Source organism: Dermabacter sp. (genome assembly GCF_032550575.1).
GTDB lineage: Bacteria > Actinomycetota > Actinomycetes > Actinomycetales > Dermabacteraceae > Dermabacter > Dermabacter hominis.
Genome location: NZ_JAWFZC010000001.1, coordinates 129,588 through 147,713 on the forward strand (window position 1 = coordinate 129,588; position 18,126 = coordinate 147,713).

An 18,126-nucleotide genomic window follows, 5' to 3' on the forward strand; every position below is an offset into this window, starting at 1 on the left:
GTGTGATGAGCGAGTTCTATTACAACACCAAGACCTCTGAGATCGAAGAAGGTATGCAGAGCCCGGCGATTGAGCTCATGGGCCCGTACCCGACCCGCGAAGCGGCTCAGCACGCGCTTGAAAGCGCGGCCGAACACAACGAACAGTGGGAGGAAGAAACCGAGGAGTGGAACGAGTACTACCGAGACGACGATGATCAGGACGACGAAGACCGGTAGTGCATCGACCTCGCTAGTGTTCAAAGGTGTGCTCGGGCGCGGGGAAGCTTTTCGCGCGCACAGCGTCGGCGTATTCTCGTGCCGCCCTTGACAGTTCGGAGCGCAGGTCGGCAAACGCCTTGACGAATCGAGGTTCGAAGCCGCTCAGCCCCGCCATGTCTTGCCACACGAGCACCTGACCATCGCATCCTGCCCCCGCGCCGATGCCGATCGTTGGTACTTCGAGCGTTTCGCTCACGCGTGTCGCGAGAGGAGCCGGCACGAGTTCGAGGACGACGGCGAAGGCGCCCGCCTCTTCAAGAGCAACCGCGTCGGCCAGGAGAGCGTCGGCCCCCTCCCCGCGGCCCTGCACCTTAAACCCACCGAGCTGATTGACCGACTGAGGCGTGAATCCCACGTGCCCGCACACGGGGATTCCCGCGTTGACGAGCGCCTCAACCTGGGGAAGGATTTCACGGCCGCCCTCGAGCTTGACCGCGTGTGCCCCCGCCTGCATGAGTTCGACACCGTGACGCACCGCGTCCTCAACACTCGCTTGGTAGGTCCCAAAAGCGAGGTCGGCAAGGACCAGGGGGCGCGTGCACGAGCGAGCAACGGCCCCTGTAAAGCGCACGATGTCTTCATGCTTTGTGTACACGGTCGAGTCGTACCCGAGCACGGTGTTCCCCGCCGAATCACCCACGAGAAGCACATCGATACCGGCCTCGTCGAAGATACGGGCGCTGAACGTGTCGTAGCTCGTGAGCATCGTGATCGCTCTGCCCTCCTTCTTGAAATCGCGGAGGGTGTGGGTGCGGACCTTGCGCGGTGTGGCGCTCTCGCTCACGGGAATTCCTTTCGTGCGTGTCCAATGCAGCGGGTGCGACCTCAGCGTAGTCGGCGCGGCGGGGGACTTCTGGGGCGTAGCGGGCGTGGGGCACAATTGATGTATGGAACGCCACCAGGATTCAGTGCTCAGGCAGGTCGAGGAACAGGGGATTGACTACATCCGCCTATGGTTCAGTGATGTCGTGGGGCGGCTCAAGTCGATCGTGATTTCCCCCCACGATCTCGACAAAGCCTTTGACGAAGGGATTGGAATTGACGGGAGCGCGATCGAGGGCCTGACCCGCTCCTATGAATCCGACATGCTTTTGCGCCCGGATCCCTCGACCTTTCGGGTCATGGGGGCGCCGCGCGGCGGCGAAGCGGGCGTCATGATCTGTGATGTCTTCACGCCCGATTCTGAGCCGGCAGCTTCGGATCCTCGCCGGGTTCTTCGCGATGCCCTCGCGCGTGCGGAAGCCAAGGGCCTCGAATTCTTTACCCATCCCGAAGTGGAGTTTTACCTGTTCGAACAGGCCTATGAACAGGGGGTTGGCCTTACTCCCGTCGATCAGGGCGGGTATTTTGACTACGTGCAGCGAGTTGACGGTAGTCGGTTTAGACGCGACGCAATGCGAGAGCTCGAGCGCATGAACATTCACGTCGAGTACTCCCACCATGAGGGCGGGCCGGGCCAAAACGAGATTGACCTTCGCTACGCGGACGCACTCACGACCGCAGACAACCTCCTCACGCTTCGCGCCGTCGTGAAAGGCATCGCGCTCAGCGAAGGAAAATTCGCGAGCTTCATGCCGAAGCCCATGATTGAACACCCGGGTAACGGCATGCACACTCACCTGTCCCTTTTTCAAAATGGCACGAACATTTTTCACGAACCGGGCGCCGAGTACGGGTTGTCGCGAACAGCGCGCCACTTCATCGCAGGCTTGCTTGTGCACGCTCGCGAGTACTCGATCCTCACGAACCAGTTCGTCAATTCCTACAAGCGTCTGTGGGGAGAACAAGAAGCCCCGAGCTACATCGTGTGGGGGCACAACAACCGCAGTGCCCTCGTGCGCGTTCCGTTCCATAAGCCTACGAAAGGCACGAGCTCGCGCGTCGAGTTCCGCGGTCTCGATTCGGCCGCCAATCCCTACCTCGCATTCGCGGCGCTTCTAGCCGCGGGCCTCAAGGGCATCGAGGAGGAATATCCGCTGCCAGAGGGGGCAGAAGACACCGTGTGGGAGCTGACCGAACGGGAAAGAAACGCCATGGGCATCGAGCCGCTCCCGTCGGATCTTCTACGCGCGATCGAAAGCTTCGAAACCTCCGAGCTCATGGCTGACGTCCTCGGCGAGCAGGTCTTTGAATACATCCTGCGCGATAAGCGCCGTGAGTGGGAGGGGTACCGCCGCCAGGTCACCGACTCCGAGCTGCGCACGACCTTCGATATTTAGACCACGCATGAGACTCGAGACCGGCGCGATCCAGGCGCTCCAGGCGGGCACAGACGAAGGCGAATTCAGCCACTTCGATCTGGCGCGCCTCGGTTTCGTCCGCACGGAAAGGAGCGCCGCTCTCCTCGCGAGCGATGCTCTCTCTCGGGTTCCTCCCGCGCTTGTGCGAGACATGGGCGCGTCGGCGGACCCGGACGAAGCGCTCCTTGCTCTGACGCGCCTTGCCGAATCTGCAGCGGAAGCCGGCGAAAGCGCGCAGTTTGACAGGGTCGTTGCGGATGAAGCACTGGGGCGCACGCTCGTGAGGATCCTCGGCAGTTCGGTCGCGCTCGGGGATGCGCTCGCACGTCACGTGGATGCACTCGAAGAAATCCTCGAGTGTCCGACGCTTGCCGGCCCCACACGTGAGCGTTTTCGCGAGGTGATGCTCGCCGCCGTCGGCTCGCGCCCGGATGCTGCCGTGGCCGTGGCGGAAAAGGGGTCCGCGCCGCGTCGTGCTTTCCGCCGCGCGTACTATTTTCTCCTCGCTCAAATCGCGGCTCGCGATGTGTGCGCAACCGACCCGTTCGCGCACCAAGAAGAGATCTCGACGCTCCTCAGCGACCTCGCCGACGCGGCCCTCGAGGGGGCGCTCGCCCTTGCTCGCGCGGCAACCCCCGAGCACGACAAAGTACGCCTCGCGATCATCGCCATGGGTAAAGCCGGCGCGCGCGAGTTGAACTACATCTCAGATGTTGACGTCATGTATGTCGCTGAAGCCGCTCGAGGCGGCGTGAGTCAAGAAGAGGTCACCACCATTGGCGGCGCCCTCGCGCGTGAAGTCGCGCGCGTATGCGCGGAACGCACAGCGGAGGGAAGCCTGTGGCAGATTGACGCCAACCTGAGGCCGGAGGGGCGAGACGGCGAGCTCGTGCGAACGCTCGAATCGTATGCCCAGTACTATCGAAAATGGGCTCATTCGTGGGAGTTCCAGGCGCTTTTGAAAGCCCGCTCATGCTCGGGCGACTCCGAACTCGGTGCAGAATTTGAGCGCCTCACCGCGCCGCTCGTGTGGCAGGCTTCGACGCGTGAGGGTTTTGTTGAGGACACTCGCGCGATGCGCGCCCGCGTGCTTGCCAGGGCTGATGCTGACCGGGATCTCAAGCTTGGGCGCGGGGGACTGCGCGATATTGAGTTCACCATCCAGCTGCTCCAAATGGTGCACGGGCGAACAGACGAGCGAATCCGTGAAGCTGGCACCCTGAGCGCACTGGACGCGCTCACGCGGGGTGGATACGTGGGCCGAGAGCACTCGGTCGAGCTCGCCGATGCCTACCGCTACTTGCGCGTATGCGAGCACAGGCTCCAGCTTTGGCGCCTTCGGCGCACACACATGCTGCCGTCAACCGAGCCCGACGAGCGGCGCCTCGCCCGCGGCATCGGCACGCGGGTGGAGAACCTTCGCGCCGATATCGATGCCGTGCGCAGGCGCGTGCGCCAGCTACACGAGGAGATCTACTACCGCCCGCTCCTCGTGACATCGGCGCGCCTGAGCGATGGCCAGATTGCGCTGAGTCCCAAAGAGCAGCGCGCTCGCCTCGAAGCGATCGGCTACCGAGATCCCAAGCGCGCACTTCACCACATCGATGCGCTCACCAAAGGGCTCAGCCGCGCATCCGCGATTCAAAAACAGCTGCTGCCCGCCTTCCTCGAATGGTTGGCGAACGGTGTCGATCCCGACCTCGGCCTGCTGTCCTTCCGGCGACTTTCGGATACCCTCCGCGAAACGCACTGGTTCCTTGGAATGTTGCGCGACTCCGGCGCAGCCGCCGAGCGTCTTACCCGCATTCTTTCGAGTTCTCGATACGTCGGTGAACAGCTCGTCCTGCATCCCTATGCCGTGCGCTGGCTCGCGAACGATGCTCAATTGACGCCCCTGAGCCATGCACAGCTTGCGAGCGAGCTTGACGCGATCGCGGGGCGCGCGGACAGCGAAGACGACGTGATTGACGCCCTTCGTGCCGTGCGCGCGCGAGAAATCGTCCGCATCAGCATCGCGCACCTGTGCGGTCTGCTCGACCTGCCGTCGCTAGGGGAGTCTCTGACGACCCTTGCCGAGGCAATCCTCACCTTCACGGTTGAATTCGTGCAACGGCATACAGAAGTCGAGCTCTGCGTCGTCGCGATGGGGTCGTTCGGCGCTCGTGAAATGGGTTTTTCCTCCGATGCAGACGTCCAGTTCGCGTGCACGAGAGGCACGGAAGAAGCGATCGCCGCCGCTTCGCGCGTGCAGAAAATACTCAACGCCCCCGCCTCGGGCATCAACATGCGCGTCAACGCCGACCTCCGCCCCGAAGGACGCTCCGGCCCGCTCGTGCGCACCCTCGCGAGTTTCGACGACTACTACGCCCATCACGCCGAACGGTGGGAAAGCCAAGCACTGCTGCGTGCCCGCGTCATCGCAGGCTCCGAAGACACGAAGGCAGCCATGACCGCCGTCATGGACCGCGCGAGATACCGCGCGGGCGGTATGGACGAGCGCGATCGGCGCGATTTTGCACGGATGAAGGCCCGCATCGAAGGGGAAAGGCTCCCGCGAGGCGTGAAATCGACGCACCACCTCAAACTCGGTCGCGGCGCGACGACCGACGTCGAGTGGAGCGTCCAACGGCTTCTTCTTGAATACGCGGGGGACGACGTAAGCCTCCGAACCGTCGGGACTCTCGACGCGCTCGCCGCCCTCGAGACCGCCGGGCACCTGAGTAGCGCCGACGCAGAGGCGCTGCGTCGAGCATGGCTCCTCGCATGGGAGCTACGCCGCGCACTCTTTTTGTGGCGGGGGCGTGAAACCGACGCACTCCCTACCGACCTGGTCGACTTGCGCGCGCTCGCAGCGCTCGTGCACGAACCCGTGGACAACGCCAGGGCAATCGAGGAGAGATACCTCAAAGTCACGCGCCACTCGCGCCAGGTCGCCGAACGCCTGATCTTCGGCGAGTAGCCTGAAGAGGTTATGACCTCACCCGAATTGAGCGCCCAAACCGCACGCGGACGCATGTATCGCATGGAGCCCGGAGGAAAACTCATCCATCCCTCCATCACCACGGTCGCCGGGATGCGCGCAAAAGATCACCTCAACGGATGGTACGCGCGCATGGCCTCGAAGCGTGCCCTCGAGATGTTCTCGTACCTCGACCGCAACCCGTCGCGTGCCTTCGACGAGATTCGCCGCGTCAACCGCAACAGCTGGACCACCCAAAAGCGCATCGCAGAAGCCGCCCCCGACTATACGAAAACGACGGCAGACTTCGGCACCTACGTCCATGCCTTGTGCGAGGCGTGGGAGCGATCGGGCGAGCGCCCCACTGATGCCGACATGCGCGATCTTGCCACCGAGATGCGCAGCGGCGGTGACCTGTTGAGCATGGAGACGAACCTCGGCGAGCTCGTTCGGCGTGCCAACGTGCGCCTCGATGGCTTCGCCGGTTTCCTCGACGATTTCCAACCGGAGTTCATCGAGATCGAACAAACCGTGGTGAACCGCACGGTGGGTTATGCCGGTACAACGGACGCGATCGTCAAAATCGGCAACACCCTCCTCACCGGCGACATCAAAACCTCCAAAAAGGTGCGCGGAGACTACGCGCTGCAGGCAGTTGCGGTCATGAATGCCGAGAACCTTCTCGACAATGACGGAACCCTTCGCGACATGCCAGAGCTTACGGGCGCCTTCATCATCCACCTGCCCGAGTCCGGCGGGTACGGCGCCGTTCCGCTGCGCACGTCACAAGCCGAGTGGGAAACCTTTAAAGCCTTGCGAAAGGCGTGGGACTTCGCGCCAGATGATTGCGCGCTTAGCGAGGCACAGAGTCCAAAAGAACTCTTGCTCACGCTCTTGAACGCCAAGCTTTAGCACGAAGCCCCACGGCGCTCTACTTCCGCTTACAGGTCGTAGTAGAGCTCGAACTCGTAGGGGTGGGGGCGCAGCCTAAACGGCTCGACCTCAAACTCACGCTTGTACGCGATCCAGGTCTCGATGAGATCCTCCGGGAACACGTCCCCTTCGGTGAGGAAGTCGTGATCGCGTTCGAGCGCGTCAAGTGCCTCCTCGAGCGAAGCGGGAAGAGTCTTGATCTCCGCGTGCTCCTCCGGCGGAAGTTCGTAAAGATCCTTATCAATCGGCTCGGGCGGCTCGATACGGTTCCTGATGCCGTCGATCCCCGCCATGAGCTGAGCCGCAAACGCCAGGTAGGGGTTTGCCGAGGGGTCCGGCGCACGGAACTCAAGGCGCTTCGCCTTCGCCGAACTGCCCGTCACGGGAATGCGAATGGCGGCGGAGCGATTGCGGGCCGAATACACCATGTTGACCGGAGCTTCGAAGCCCGGCACGAGGCGCTTGAAAGAATTGACGGTGGGGTTAGTGAACGCCGTGAGTGCGGGGGAGTGTTCGATCAAGCCACCGATGTACCAACGGGCGAGGTCCGAAAGTCCGCCGTAGCCGCGCTCATCGTAGAAGAGAGGCTCTCCGTTCTTCCACAGTGACTGGTGGCAGTGCATACCCGAACCGTTATCGCCAAAGATCGGTTTCGGCATGAACGTCGCCGAGCGGCCGTTCTCCCACGCAACATTCTTGATGACGTACTTGAACTTCATGACGTCGTCGGCAGCCTGAAGAAGCGTCGAGAATCGATAGTTGATCTCCTGCTGGCCGCCCGTGCCAACCTCGTGGTGGGCGCGCTCGACCTCGAGCCCGACCTCGTCCAGGACACGCACCATTTCGTCGCGTAGATCAGCCATCTGATCCACGGGAGCAACGGGGAAGTACCCGCCCTTCATCGCGGTCTTGTAGCCCTGATTACCGAATTCTTCCTCGCGACCCGTGTTCCAGGCAGCCTCGTTCGAATCGATCTCGTAAAAAGCGCCTTTGGCTTCGGTCTGGTATCGAACGGAATCGAAAATGTAGAACTCGGCCTCGGCGGCAAAGAAGGCGGTATCCGCGATGCCGGTCGAACGAAGGTATTCCTCTGCCTTCGCGGCGACCGTTCGCGGGTCACGGCTGTAAGGCTCATCGGTGAACGGGTCAACGATGGCGTAGTTGATGACAAGGGTCTTTTGGTCGCGGAACGGATCGACGTAGGCGGTGCTCAGATCGGGGATGAGCTTCATATCGGACTCGTGGATTGCCTGAAATCCGCGGATCGACGAGCCGTCGAACAACTGCCCCTCAGCGATCGCCTCTTCGTCGAACGTCTTTGCCGGAACATTGAAGTGCTGCATCACGCCTGGCAGGTCGCAAAAGCGGATGTCGATGAACTTGACGTCCTCTTCCTCGATAAACTTCACGGCTTCGCTGGGATTGCTGAACACGTATCCTCCGTCCGTGCTGGGCGCACGTTTGCTATGAGTGTTTTGCGCGTCCTAGTTTACGGCCCCACATTGGACGGTTTGCGCACTGCGGGTGCTCGAACGTACGGTTCAGGGATGAATAGCAGCCTCAATAGTGACGAGTCAGTCTCCAGCGCGAGTAAGTCTGACTCTTTCTCGGGTGCGGGTCTTGGCCTGCCAGACCAAGGGTCCGGCTCGCTCGCGCCCATCCCGCTTCGCTTTTTATCCACGTGCATCGATTGGGCTGCCGCGGCGGCGGTGTCGGCCGCTGTTTTTCACTACGACCCGCTCGCCACACTTCTGCTCTTTCTTGCGCAGATCATCCTCATGCAAACGCTCTTCGGGGCGAGTATCGGGCAGTTTGTCACCTCGCTTCGAGTACTCCCCGTAACTGGGCGATCGCCCATGATCGCCCGTGCCATCGTGCGCAGCGCGGTCATGCTCAGCATCATCAGTGCTTTCGTCATGAACGATAATCGGCAAACCCTTCACGATCTCGTTGCAGGTGTCGTTGTCGTGCGTGCATAAACGCTCGTGTCCACATACAGGATGGCCCCCGCGAGTCGAGACTTGCGGGGGCCACGTGTGAATGAATGTCGCCTTAGCGGCCGCGCATCGCTTTGCGATTCGGGCGTGCACGCATCGGATCCACGCCCTTCGGGATCGCCTGGCGAACGGGGTTAGGCAGAGCGTGAAGACGGCGCCCAATTTCGCCCGCCTCAGCCTTCGTAAGCTCGTTCTTCATTCCCGTGAGGTGGCGGTTGAGCTTCGGAAGCGGAACCTCCCCCTCGCCGTGGCCAACGAAAACCGCGTGAACGGGCACATTCGGGAACATGCGGTTCATGCGCTTGACCTCTTTCGCCATGAGCTTTCGCGAGCCGCCGCCGGAACCCTCAGACACCAGCGCGATGCCCTTACGGCCACTCGCCCGGAAAAGCATCGATCGACTACGCGCATCGAAAGCAGCAGGCTCCTGCTCGACGTTCCACCCACGTGAAATTTGCTGCATCACCGCGATCGAAGCGCCGGGCTGATCCTCGATCTTCGCGTACGTCGCTTTCTGTGCCTTCCGGCCGAGGATGATCATCGCGATGAGAATGCCGAAACCGAGCCCGATGAAGGCGCCGTAGATCGGGTGACCGAAAGCACCGAACACCAGGGCGAGCACGACGGGGAGCCCCACGATCGAGAGAACCATGAGCGGGGCTGTCGAGCGATCGTACGCCTGTGTCTCCTTGAAGACGTCGATCGTTTGCCGGATGCGGCCGGGCTTTTTCGCCTGAGCGGGGGCGTCGGTCGTATTCTTGCGTGCCATTAATCCTTGTCCTTAACGCGATGCGAGTGATCCGAAGACCACCCCTAAGCATAGCGGGGTTGACTACCTAGGCGTTCGCCGCAGCCTTGCGCGCAGCGCGCTCCCTGTCACGCTTTTCACGCGCCGCCTGACGCTCCACGACGCTCGTTGCTTCCTGAAGGGCAGGCGCCGAGGAATTGAGGTGAGAAAGTTCCTCGGGGATCTCCCGCCCCAGCTTCTCCATGGCTTGTGCCCACAGGCGGCCGGCGCGATACGACGAGCGCACCATGGGCCCGGCCATGATGCCCGCGAAGCCCATCTCGTAACCGGCCTCGGATAGCTCGAGGAATTCCTGAGGCTTGACCCAGCGGTCAATCGGATGATGAAGCTTCGACGGTCGCAGGTACTGGGTGAGGGTGAGGATATCGCAGCCATGATCGCGAAGGTCCTGCATCGCGGCAAGAATCTCCGCGGTGTCTTCACCCATGCCGAGGATGAGGTTCGACTTGGTGATCATGCCGTTGTCTTTTGCGTCGGCGATCACGCCGAGGCTGCGCTCGTAGCGGAAGGCGGGGCGAATCTTTTTGAAGATTCGCGGCACGGTCTCGAGGTTGTGGCCGAACACTTCTGGCTTCGAGTCGTACACCTGTTGCATCGCACTCGAGTTGCCTTTGATGTCGTCGATGAGCAGCTCGACCCCGGTGCCGGGGCTGATCGCGTGGATCTGGCGGCAGGTCTCGGCAAAGAGGCCTGCGGCGCCATCTTCGAGGTCATCGCGTGCCACGCCGGTCACGGTTGCATACTTCAGCCCCATCTCCTTGATGGACGTCGCCACCTTAAACGGCTCGGCGGGGTCGATAGCCTGCGGCTTGCCGCTTGCGATATCGCAAAAATCGCACCGACGTGTACAGGTATCGCCACCGATGAGGAACGTCGCCTCGCGATCCTCCCAACACTCGAAGATGTTGGGGCATCCAGCCTCCTCGCACACCGTGTGCAAACCGCGCGAGTGCACGCGCTTTTTCATGTCGGTGTACTCGGGGCCCATGTTCGCCGTGGTTTTGATCCAGTTGGGCTTGCGTTCGATCGGGGTTTCCGCGTTGCGGGCCTCGACCCTGAGCAGGCGGCGTCCTTGAGGTTCAACTGCCACGTCACACTCTCCTTGCGAATAGGGGTCTCAAGATTCTAGTGGGCATCACTGCCCAGGCCGCACAGCATTGGTGTGATCTCCACGGCCCAATGGTGTTTAGTTAAGGCCGCGTTCGGCCTCGAGCTCTCTCATGACGTCTTCGACATCGGCGAGAACATCTCGGGGACGCACCGCGCGTCCGCTTTCGACGGAAAGCGATGTCACGCCCGCGTCGTCGATGCCGCAGGGAATAACATTCATCGCCCATGAAAGATCGTTTTCACAGTTCAATGCGAAGCCGTGCATGGTGCAGCGCTTAGCGACCCGCAAACCGATCGCACAGACCTTGCGGTCCATTCCAAGCTCATCGAGTACCCAAACGCCGCTACGGCCCTCCACGGGCGCGGTTGCAACTCCGGCGCGAGTGCAGACCTTCATGATGGCTTGTTCGATGCCACGCACGAAGCCCACCACGTCGATAGGGGCGGGAAGCTTCACGATGGGGTAGCCCACAAGTTGGCCCGGGCCGTGCCAGGTAATCTTTCCGCCTCGATCGACATCGACGACGGGGGCGCCATCGCGTGGACGTTCGATATCGAGTGTGCGGCGACCCGCGGTGTACACGGGTTGGTGTTCGAGGAGGAGAAGCGTGTTGGGGCGCTCGCCCGCAATCACCTCGGCATGAATTTTCTTTTGGACATCCCACGCTGCGTTGTAGTCAACGGGGCCCGGGGGAAGATCAAACTCTTCGTGAGCGGATTCGATCCCGGAATCTTCTGAAAACGCGAGGTGGATGATGTCAAGCACCACCCCATGCTAGTTCGCCAAGGGCCTGCACAAAAGTTTCCTATGAGCGATCGAACGAGTGCCGGCACCGACTTATCCACAATTTCGGATATCCACTGAAAAGGTACCGGAATGGGGCTCGAATAGAGACATGAGCCTTTACCCTTCGCGCCTCAGCGCCATCGTCAGTAACGGTCTGCGTCCCGTGCGCCTCATCCGCAGCGAGGAAGGCCGGCAGGTGTGGCACGCCCGCGATCACAGGGGCCGACGGTTGACGCTCGTCCGTGCCCGCTCAATTCGCGCGGTGAAGAAGGTGCGCCAAGAAATCGCGCTGCTTCGCGCGTTGGGCGCCCGCAACACCCCAGCCGTGCCAGCTCTTAAATGGCGCGGTGCCGCGGCCTATGCCATAGCGGAAGGACCGAGCGCTCTCGCCCCGCCGCGAGGCAAACGCGCCGAGCGCGGCTCGATTGCCGATGCGGGCGCAGGCGAAGCACAGGCAGCGTCGGATCTCACCGCGCTTTTGTCCACCCTTCACTCGCAGAATCTGGCCTTGGGTCTCCAGGGCGTCCGGGGACTTGAACTTTCGCCAAACGGGCGCGTCGTTGTCACGGATTTTTCACGCGTGACGGACCTTACGCCTGTGAGCAAACGACATGATGAGCAGTGGCGCGAGAGGCTCACAAGCGGAGGTGGAACCTACCGATACGCCCATCGTCGGGTCGGGGGCGTGACCGAAGCTACCTCCTCAAACCCACAAGAGCGGGCTACTTTGCCAACGCGTTCCGAGGCCGCGCGTGCGGATCGCGCTACAAGGGTCGCGCCGCGCTCTCGACACCAAGACGGGCATACGCGGCGAAGCGGCCGGAACTTTCGACGGCTGTCCTTCGGGCTCGGAGCGATCGCCGTTGTTGCATGCGCCTTACTTGTAGGGGCTACCGCGCCGGCGACGGCGCCCCAATCTTCGGCAACGGCGGCCTCACAACACGCGGTAATGGAGGATCCCGCTAGCGTCATCACGGCTCTCGCCGCCGCGCGCCACCGCTACCTCGTGGGTGCGACGAGCGAAAACACCTCTGCCGCTCCCGGAAGCGAGGCGGAAGCGGACGATGAGAAACTTCGCGCAGCCATCGCACACGCACACGTCGATGGTGGAGACATTCGCATCCTCAACGCCCGGATACTTGAGTGTCGCGATAACAGCGCCCGTGTGCGTGTTCGTGTGATCGACTCGGGCGCCCGCATCATGGGTGCAGGGGAGTCTCGCGAACTGTCCGAAAGCGAGCCCTATGAGCTGGACGTGCAGCTTGAGCGTGTGCGCGGTGCATGGCGTATTTCCTCGACAGTGCCCGTGAGCGACGGCCAGCGGCGCTTTACGTGAAAGCCCGGGCCATACTTTCTTGCGAAAGTATGGCCCGGGCAAATTCAGCGTGTCAGGCTTAGAGGCCGAGGTCTCCCTCGAACGCGCCGTCCTCAAGCCGCTTCTTCATCGTCGAGAGGAATCGAGCAGCGTCGCCGCCATCCACGAGGCGGTGATCGTAGCTGAGGAACAGGTACATCATCGAGCGGATCCCGATCGTCTCGTTACCGTCCGCATCCTTCACGACAGCCGGGCGCTTCACGATCGTGCCGCAGCCGAGAATACCCACCTGCGGGTTCGGAACGATCGGCGTGTCGAACAGAGCGCCGCCCGAACCGGTGTTGGTGATCGTGAACGTCGCACCCTGCAGGTCGTCCGGCGTGAGCTTGTTGCCCTTCGCCTTCGCACCGAGCTCGCCGATCTGGCGAGCGAGACCGGCGAGGTTGAGATCCCCGGCGTTCTTGATCACCGGCACGACGAGTCCGCGTTCGGTGTCCGCGGCCATGCCGATGTTCTCGACGCCGTGGTACTTGATCATGTCGCCCGCGATCTCCGCGTTGAGCTTCGGGTGCGCCTTGAGGGCCTCGACAGCCGCCTGCATGATGAACGGGAGGAACGTGAGCTTCGCACCCTCACGCGCCAGGAAGTCGTTCTTTGCGCGAGCACGCAGGGCAGCGATGCGCGTCATGTCGACTTCGACGGCGGTCGTGAGTTGTGCCTGAGTCTGGAGCGACTCCACCATGCGCGACGCCACAATCTTGCGCAGGCGGCTCATCTTCTCCTCGGTTCCGCGAAGCGGGGACACCTCGACCTTGGGCGCTTCCTTCTTCGAGGGGGCTGCGGCGGCAGCCGGCGCGGCTGCAGGCGCGGGAGCCTCAGCCTTTGCCTTCGCGTCGATCGCATCCTGCACATCCTGCTTGCGGATGCGGCCACCGATCCCCGAGCCCTTCACCGAAGCGAGATCGATGCCGTTGTCGGCAGCGAGCTTACGCACGATCGGCGTGACATACGCCTGGGAGTTGTTGCTGGAGGAAACGGTCTGCGAGGCGCTCGCCGCTGGGGTGCTGCTCTCTTCAGCCTTGGTGGCCGGCGCATCGTTCGAGGCCGCAGGGGCGGCCGGAGCCGGGGAAGCGTCGGACGGTGCACCCGAACCGATCACGGCAATAGCCGCGCCGACCTCTGCCTCCTCGTCTTCCTGCACGAGGATCTTCTGGAGCGTGCCGGCGATGGGGGAGGGGACCTCGGTGTCGACCTTGTCGGTGGACACCTCAAGGAGTGGCTCATCGGCCTCAACCTCGTCGCCCACTTCCTTGAGCCAGCGCACCACGGTGCCCGAATCAACGGACTCACCGAGTGCGGGCATCGTGACTTCCTGCCCGTCAGCCGCACCCGAAGCCTTCGCGGCTTCAGCAGGGCGCTCGCTCTCGCCGGCGGGAGTTTCCTCAGCGGTCGATGGAGCCACCGTCTGGTCCGAGGCGAGGTTGTCGCCATCGCTAGGTGCTTCAGCACCGGAGCCATCGCCAACAACGGCGAGATCAGCGCCGACCTCCGCGTCCTCATCTTCGTTCACGAGGATCTTCTCGAGGACACCCGCAACGGGTGAGGGAACCTCGGTGTCGACCTTGTCGGTGGAAACCTCAAGGAGGGGCTCATCGACGGCGATCTCCTCGCCGACTTCCTTGAGCCAGCGGACAACGGTGCCCTCGGTGACGGACTCACCGAGCGCGGGCATTTTAACGACTTCAGACATGTTCGTTTCTCCTCGTGATCAGGCGTGGGCGTGGAGCGGCTTGCCAGCGAGAGCGAGCGCGGCCTCGCCCATCGCCTCGTTCTGGGTGGGGTGGGCGTGGATGAGCGAAGCAACATCCTCGGGCTCCGCCTCCCAGTTGACGATGAGCTGCGCCTCGCCGATCTGCTCGGACAAGCGCGCGCCGATCATATGGACACCGACAATCGGGCCGTCCTTTTCGCGCACGAGCTTGATGAAGCCCTGCGTACCGAGAATCTGCGACTTACCATTGCCGCCGAGGTTGTAGTCGTATGTCGCGACATTATCCTCGCCGAACTTCTCCTTGGCCTGCTTCTCGGTGAGACCGACGGAACCGATGTTCGGCTCACAGTAGGTCACGCGCGGGATACCGGATTCGTCGATCGGCTGGGGATTGAGGCCAGCGATCTGCTCGGCCACGAAAATGCCCTGCTGGAAGCCGCGGTGAGCGAGCTGAAGACCAGGCACGATGTCGCCGACGGCGTAGATGCCGGGAACGTTCGTTTCAAGGGTCTCTTTGTTCGCGAGCACGAAGCCTCGGTCCATCTCGATCCCCTGCTCTTCGTAGCCGAGGCCCTTCGTCTGCGGGCCGCGGCCCACGGCGACGAGAAGGTAGTCACCCTCGTAGGTCTTGCCGTTGGCGAGCGTGACCTTGACGCCGGTCTCAGTCTGTTCGGCCTTTTCGAAGAAGACGCCGAGCGAGTACGCGATCTTGCGCTTCTTGAAGGCGCGCTCGAGGTTCTTCGAAATGGCCTCGTCTTCGTTTGCAACGAGGTGCGGCAGGCCCTCGATGATCGTGACCGATTCAGCGCCGAGCGACTTCCATACCGACGCGAACTCGACGCCGATCACGCCGCCGCCGAGGATGATGGGGTTCTTCGGGACCTCGGGGAGCTGAAGCGCAACCTCGGAGTCGATGATGCGGCCACCGAGCTCGAGTCCCGGGAGTGTCTTCGAGAAGGAGCCGGAGGCGAGGATGATGTTGTCACCGGTGAGGGTCTGCTTTGAGCCGTCCTCGGCTTCAACTTCGATCGTGTTCGGGCCAGTGAGGCGACCGAAACCGTTCACGAGGGTCGCGCCGGAGGCGCCCACGAGGCCCTGAAGGCCCTTGTAGAGGCGGCCGATGACCTTGTTCTTGAAGTCGAGCATCTTTTCGGTGTTGACCGCGGAGGCAGTCATCTCGATGCCCACGGCCTTAGCTTCGGCCGGCGTATCGGCGATCTCGCCTACGTGAAGCAGGGCCTTGGTGGGCACGCAACCGCGGTGCAGGCACGTGCCGCCGAGCTTGTCTTTTTCGACGAGGGCGACGCTCTTTCCAAGCTGGGTGGCGCGCAGCGCGGCCGCGTAGCCGCCGCTGCCACCTCCCAGAATCACGATGTCGAACTTCTGGTCTGTGGAGGTATCCGCCACGTTCAGCTCCCTAACTGTTGAGGATTGGGGGCATGTCGCCGAAAGTCCCGGCCTCGAACGCTAAGCCAGCCGGTGCGGCATGCACGCCCATTATCGTAAGACACGCCCCTGGATGTCGCCGTGGGTCGGCCGTGAGCGGGGCCAGAGTGTGGGAAAGCCCCCAACTTCGCCCGCGGCTGCGGGGCAAAAGCGGGGGCTTTCCGACGATTGCTGCGCGTGAATCGCGCAACGTTTTACTTGGCGGCTTCGCGCTCAATAACCTCAACGAGAGTGCGCATGCTCATGCCGGTTCCGCCCACATTCGAGTACCCAAATGCTTTCTGGGTGAAGGCAGGCCCGGCAATGTCGACGTGCGCCCACTTGGTCTCGCCGACGAACTCCTTGAGGAAGATGCCCGCGCTGAGGGCGCCACCGGGGCGCTCGCCGATGTTGCTGAGGTCGGCAACACGGCCGTTGAGGCCTTCGCGCAGCTCTTCGGGGAACGGGAGCGGCCACATGGGTTCGCCAACCGCCTTCGATGCTTCCCATACCTCGTCGCGAGCATCGTCGGTGCCCATGACGCCGGCGGTGCGGTTGCCAAGCGCGACGATGGCGGCACCCGTAAGCGTCGCAACGTCGATGAGGAGATCCGGTTCGAGAGCGGCGGCGTCCACGAGGGCGTCTGCCATGACCATGCGGCCCTCGGCATCGGTGTTGAGTACCTCGACGGTCTTGCCGTTACGCATCGTGACGACGTCGCCGGGGCGCTGCGCTCCGCCACCGGGGAGGTTCTCGGCGAGCGCGAGGAACGTCGTGACGTTGACGTTGAGTTCGAGCGCGGCTGCGGTGACGGTCGCGGCCAGAACGGTTGCGGCACCGCCCATGTCCATCGTCATCTCATCCATGCCGGCGCCGGGCTTGAGGGAAATGCCGCCCGAATCGAACGTGATGCCCTTGCCGACAAAGGCGACGTGGCGCTTGGCGCGCTTGGGTGCGTACGAGAGCTTCACAAGACGTGGTGGGCGAGTCGAACCCTGGCCCACGCCCACGATGCCGCCGTAGCCGCCGTCGGCGAGTGCCTTCTCGTCGAGGACCTCGATCGTCACGGGGAGCTTCTTCGTGAGCTCCTTTGCCCGCTTCGCGAAAGACTCGGGGTACAGAAGATTCGGCGGGGTGTTGACCAGGTCGCGAACGAGGTGAACGCCTTGGGCAATCTTTTCAGCGCGATTCGCCGCGCCTTCGAGGGCCTTGAGTTCCTTCTTATCGGCGACGGCGAGAACGATCTCCTCAACGGGCTTTTGGTCGTCCTTGAGGTCACTCTTGTATTCGCCGTAGGCGTAGGCGCCGAGAGCTGCACCTTCGAGAGCCGCAGCGATGTGTGCCTCGGAGGCGGCCGGGAAGGCAAGGGCGATGCTTGTGTGGCCGGTGAGGGTTCGCGAAGCGGAACCAAAGGCGTAGCGGATGTCTTCGCACGTGACATCTTCAAGTGCCTCGGCGCCGAGGCCAACGCCGACGATTGCGTGAGCGCGGTAGGCAGCGGGCGCCGGGATCGTCGTGAGCGCTCCCTTGGCGCCACTGGCCTTGACGGCAGTGAAGGATTCTTCGAGCGATGAAAGCCCAACCGGGCTTGCCGGTGCATCCTTTGCGCTCTTAAGGAGGGGGACCACGAGGACGTCCGTCGTGATCGAGTCAACGTTGCTGATGCTCAGAGTTATATGTGCCATGTGCTTATCGTAGGGGAGTCACTCGAGTTTGAGGTGGGAGTGGGCAAATGCTGATCGCCCTGTACGTTGTTGCGGCTCTCGTAGCCGTTCTCGGCGCGGTCTATGTCATCAAGGATCTTGCAGCAGACCTGTTGCTCATGGGGGCTTCGCTCGCCCTAGCGCTCGTGTGGCTTATCGGAGCTCTTGCGTGGCTCCTCGCTCCGGTGAGCCCTGGCGATGCCGTGATCTTTTGGGGCTATGTTGCCACCGCAATCGCACTGCCGATCGCGGGCGTGTACATCTCGTTCCTCGAACGTACCAAGTGGGGCTCGTTCGCCATTGCCGCCATCGCGCTCACATGCGTCTTCCTCGCCTACCGGCTACCCCAGATCTGGCCCGCGGGGTTCGCGAAATGACGCCCGCCGGTTCCACGAAGTCGTCGATGACGCAGGAGAATCCACGCGGCTTCCGCATGGCCCTGTTCGTGGTTTACGGCGTGTTTGCCGTATCGGCGACGGCGCGCGCACTCGTGCAGTCGATTCGCGATTTTTCCGAGGCACCGCTCGCCTTTTCCCTCAGCATTGTTGCTGCGCTTACGTACGTCGCGATCGCGGTCTTGCTGATTCGGAAGGCTCCCCACTGGCGAGCGATCCTCATTCTCGTCGGCGTCGAACTCGTCGGCGTTGTCGGCGTGGGCGCTTTGAGTTTCGCCCAGCCCGAATGGTTCCCGAAGGCGACGGTCTGGTCGCACTTCGGCGAGGGGTATGGGTATGTTCCCCTCGTGTTGCCCCTTGTCGCGGGGATCTCGATCATCGTTGCTCGGCGGCGCGAATCTCGCGCGCCCTCGCTACGCTAGA

General features: G+C 62.7%; 16 protein-coding genes. 8 read left to right on the forward strand and 8 right to left on the reverse strand.

Annotation, left to right across the window (positions count from 1 at the left end; genetic code table 11):
• Window positions 1–5 precede the first annotated feature (5 nt).
• Entirely contained in the window at window positions 6–218 is a 213-nt protein-coding gene (locus tag E6X30_RS00655; protein WP_016664510.1) for a hypothetical protein, read from the forward strand.
• A 13-nt stretch (window positions 219–231) separates the two neighbouring features.
• Here the strand turns inward: E6X30_RS00655 and panB are convergent, their stop codons facing one another.
• Window positions 232–1,044: a 3-methyl-2-oxobutanoate hydroxymethyltransferase gene (gene panB / locus E6X30_RS00660; protein ID WP_070436027.1), complete on the reverse strand. Its 813-nt coding sequence runs from the start codon at window positions 1,042–1,044 to the stop codon at window positions 232–234.
• A gap of 103 nt (window positions 1,045–1,147) precedes the next feature.
• Between panB and E6X30_RS00665 the strand changes: the two genes are divergently transcribed.
• Genes E6X30_RS00665 through E6X30_RS00675 form a run of 3 tightly spaced genes read left to right on the forward strand, consistent with a single transcriptional unit; the run spans window position 1,148 to window position 6,371 of the window.
• Window positions 1,148–2,479, forward strand: a complete 1,332-nt coding sequence (locus tag E6X30_RS00665) for a glutamine synthetase family protein (protein ID WP_316335528.1) — start codon at window positions 1,148–1,150, stop codon at window positions 2,477–2,479.
• A gap of 7 nt (window positions 2,480–2,486) precedes the next feature.
• Complete coding sequence (locus tag E6X30_RS00670) at window positions 2,487–5,459, forward strand: bifunctional [glutamine synthetase] adenylyltransferase/[glutamine synthetase]-adenylyl-L-tyrosine phosphorylase (protein ID WP_316335529.1); 2,973 nt, start codon at window positions 2,487–2,489, stop codon at window positions 5,457–5,459.
• A gap of 12 nt (window positions 5,460–5,471) precedes the next feature.
• Window positions 5,472–6,371 carry a hypothetical protein gene (locus E6X30_RS00675; RefSeq protein ID WP_070458668.1) on the forward strand — a complete coding sequence of 300 codons (900 nt, stop codon included), beginning with the start codon at window positions 5,472–5,474 and terminating at the stop codon, window positions 6,369–6,371.
• A 29-nt stretch (window positions 6,372–6,400) separates the two neighbouring features.
• On the opposite strand, the gene glnA is transcribed toward E6X30_RS00675, so the two are convergent.
• A complete protein-coding gene (gene glnA / locus E6X30_RS00680; protein ID WP_259873957.1) occupies window positions 6,401–7,825 on the reverse strand; it encodes a type I glutamate--ammonia ligase in 1,425 nt (474 codons plus the stop codon).
• 114 nt (window positions 7,826–7,939) lie between these two features.
• Between glnA and E6X30_RS00685 the strand changes: the two genes are divergently transcribed.
• Complete coding sequence (locus tag E6X30_RS00685) at window positions 7,940–8,371, forward strand: RDD family protein (RefSeq protein ID WP_316335530.1); 432 nt, start codon at window positions 7,940–7,942, stop codon at window positions 8,369–8,371.
• A gap of 73 nt (window positions 8,372–8,444) precedes the next feature.
• Here the strand turns inward: E6X30_RS00685 and E6X30_RS00690 are convergent, their stop codons facing one another.
• The 3 genes from E6X30_RS00690 to lipB all read right to left on the reverse strand — a co-directional run bounded on the left by E6X30_RS00690 (window position 8,445) and on the right by lipB (window position 11,073).
• On the reverse strand, window positions 8,445–9,158 hold the full coding sequence (locus E6X30_RS00690) for a DUF4191 domain-containing protein (protein ID WP_034373100.1): 714 nt from the start codon (window positions 9,156–9,158) through the stop codon (window positions 8,445–8,447).
• Window positions 9,159–9,225: 67 nt separating this feature from the next.
• Window positions 9,226–10,287 carry a lipoyl synthase gene (lipA, locus tag E6X30_RS00695; protein WP_016664518.1) on the reverse strand — a complete coding sequence of 354 codons (1,062 nt, stop codon included), beginning with the start codon at window positions 10,285–10,287 and terminating at the stop codon, window positions 9,226–9,228.
• 96 nt (window positions 10,288–10,383) lie between these two features.
• Complete coding sequence (gene lipB, locus E6X30_RS00700) at window positions 10,384–11,073, reverse strand: lipoyl(octanoyl) transferase LipB (RefSeq protein WP_316335531.1); 690 nt, start codon at window positions 11,071–11,073, stop codon at window positions 10,384–10,386.
• Between the two features lie 130 nt (window positions 11,074–11,203).
• Between lipB and E6X30_RS00705 the strand changes: the two genes are divergently transcribed.
• A complete protein-coding gene (locus tag E6X30_RS00705; RefSeq protein WP_316335532.1) occupies window positions 11,204–12,430 on the forward strand; it encodes a hypothetical protein in 1,227 nt (408 codons plus the stop codon).
• 58 nt (window positions 12,431–12,488) lie between these two features.
• Here E6X30_RS00705 and sucB read toward each other — a convergent pair whose 3' ends face one another.
• The 3 genes from sucB to E6X30_RS00720 all read right to left on the reverse strand — a co-directional run bounded on the left by sucB (window position 12,489) and on the right by E6X30_RS00720 (window position 17,290).
• Window positions 12,489–14,159, reverse strand: coding sequence for a 2-oxoglutarate dehydrogenase, E2 component, dihydrolipoamide succinyltransferase (gene sucB / locus E6X30_RS00710; RefSeq protein WP_316335533.1), 1,671 nt, complete (start codon window positions 14,157–14,159; stop codon window positions 12,489–12,491).
• 18 nt (window positions 14,160–14,177) lie between these two features.
• A complete protein-coding gene (gene lpdA, locus E6X30_RS00715) occupies window positions 14,178–15,587 on the reverse strand; it encodes a dihydrolipoyl dehydrogenase (protein ID WP_016664522.1) in 1,410 nt (469 codons plus the stop codon).
• Window positions 15,588–15,820: 233 nt separating this feature from the next.
• Entirely contained in the window at window positions 15,821–17,290 is a 1,470-nt protein-coding gene (locus E6X30_RS00720) for a leucyl aminopeptidase (RefSeq protein WP_016664523.1), read from the reverse strand.
• Window positions 17,291–17,337: 47 nt separating this feature from the next.
• Between E6X30_RS00720 and E6X30_RS00725 the strand changes: the two genes are divergently transcribed.
• Both E6X30_RS00725 and E6X30_RS00730 read left to right on the forward strand, forming a co-directional pair.
• Window positions 17,338–17,685 carry a hypothetical protein gene (locus E6X30_RS00725; protein WP_016664524.1) on the forward strand — a complete coding sequence of 116 codons (348 nt, stop codon included), beginning with the start codon at window positions 17,338–17,340 and terminating at the stop codon, window positions 17,683–17,685.
• Window positions 17,682–18,125 (forward strand): hypothetical protein, encoded by a 444-nt coding sequence (locus E6X30_RS00730; RefSeq protein WP_016664525.1) that lies wholly within the window; start codon window positions 17,682–17,684, stop codon window positions 18,123–18,125. The genes E6X30_RS00725 and E6X30_RS00730 overlap by 4 nt, the downstream gene beginning before the upstream one ends.
• The last annotated feature ends 1 nt before the right edge of the window (window position 18,126 follow it).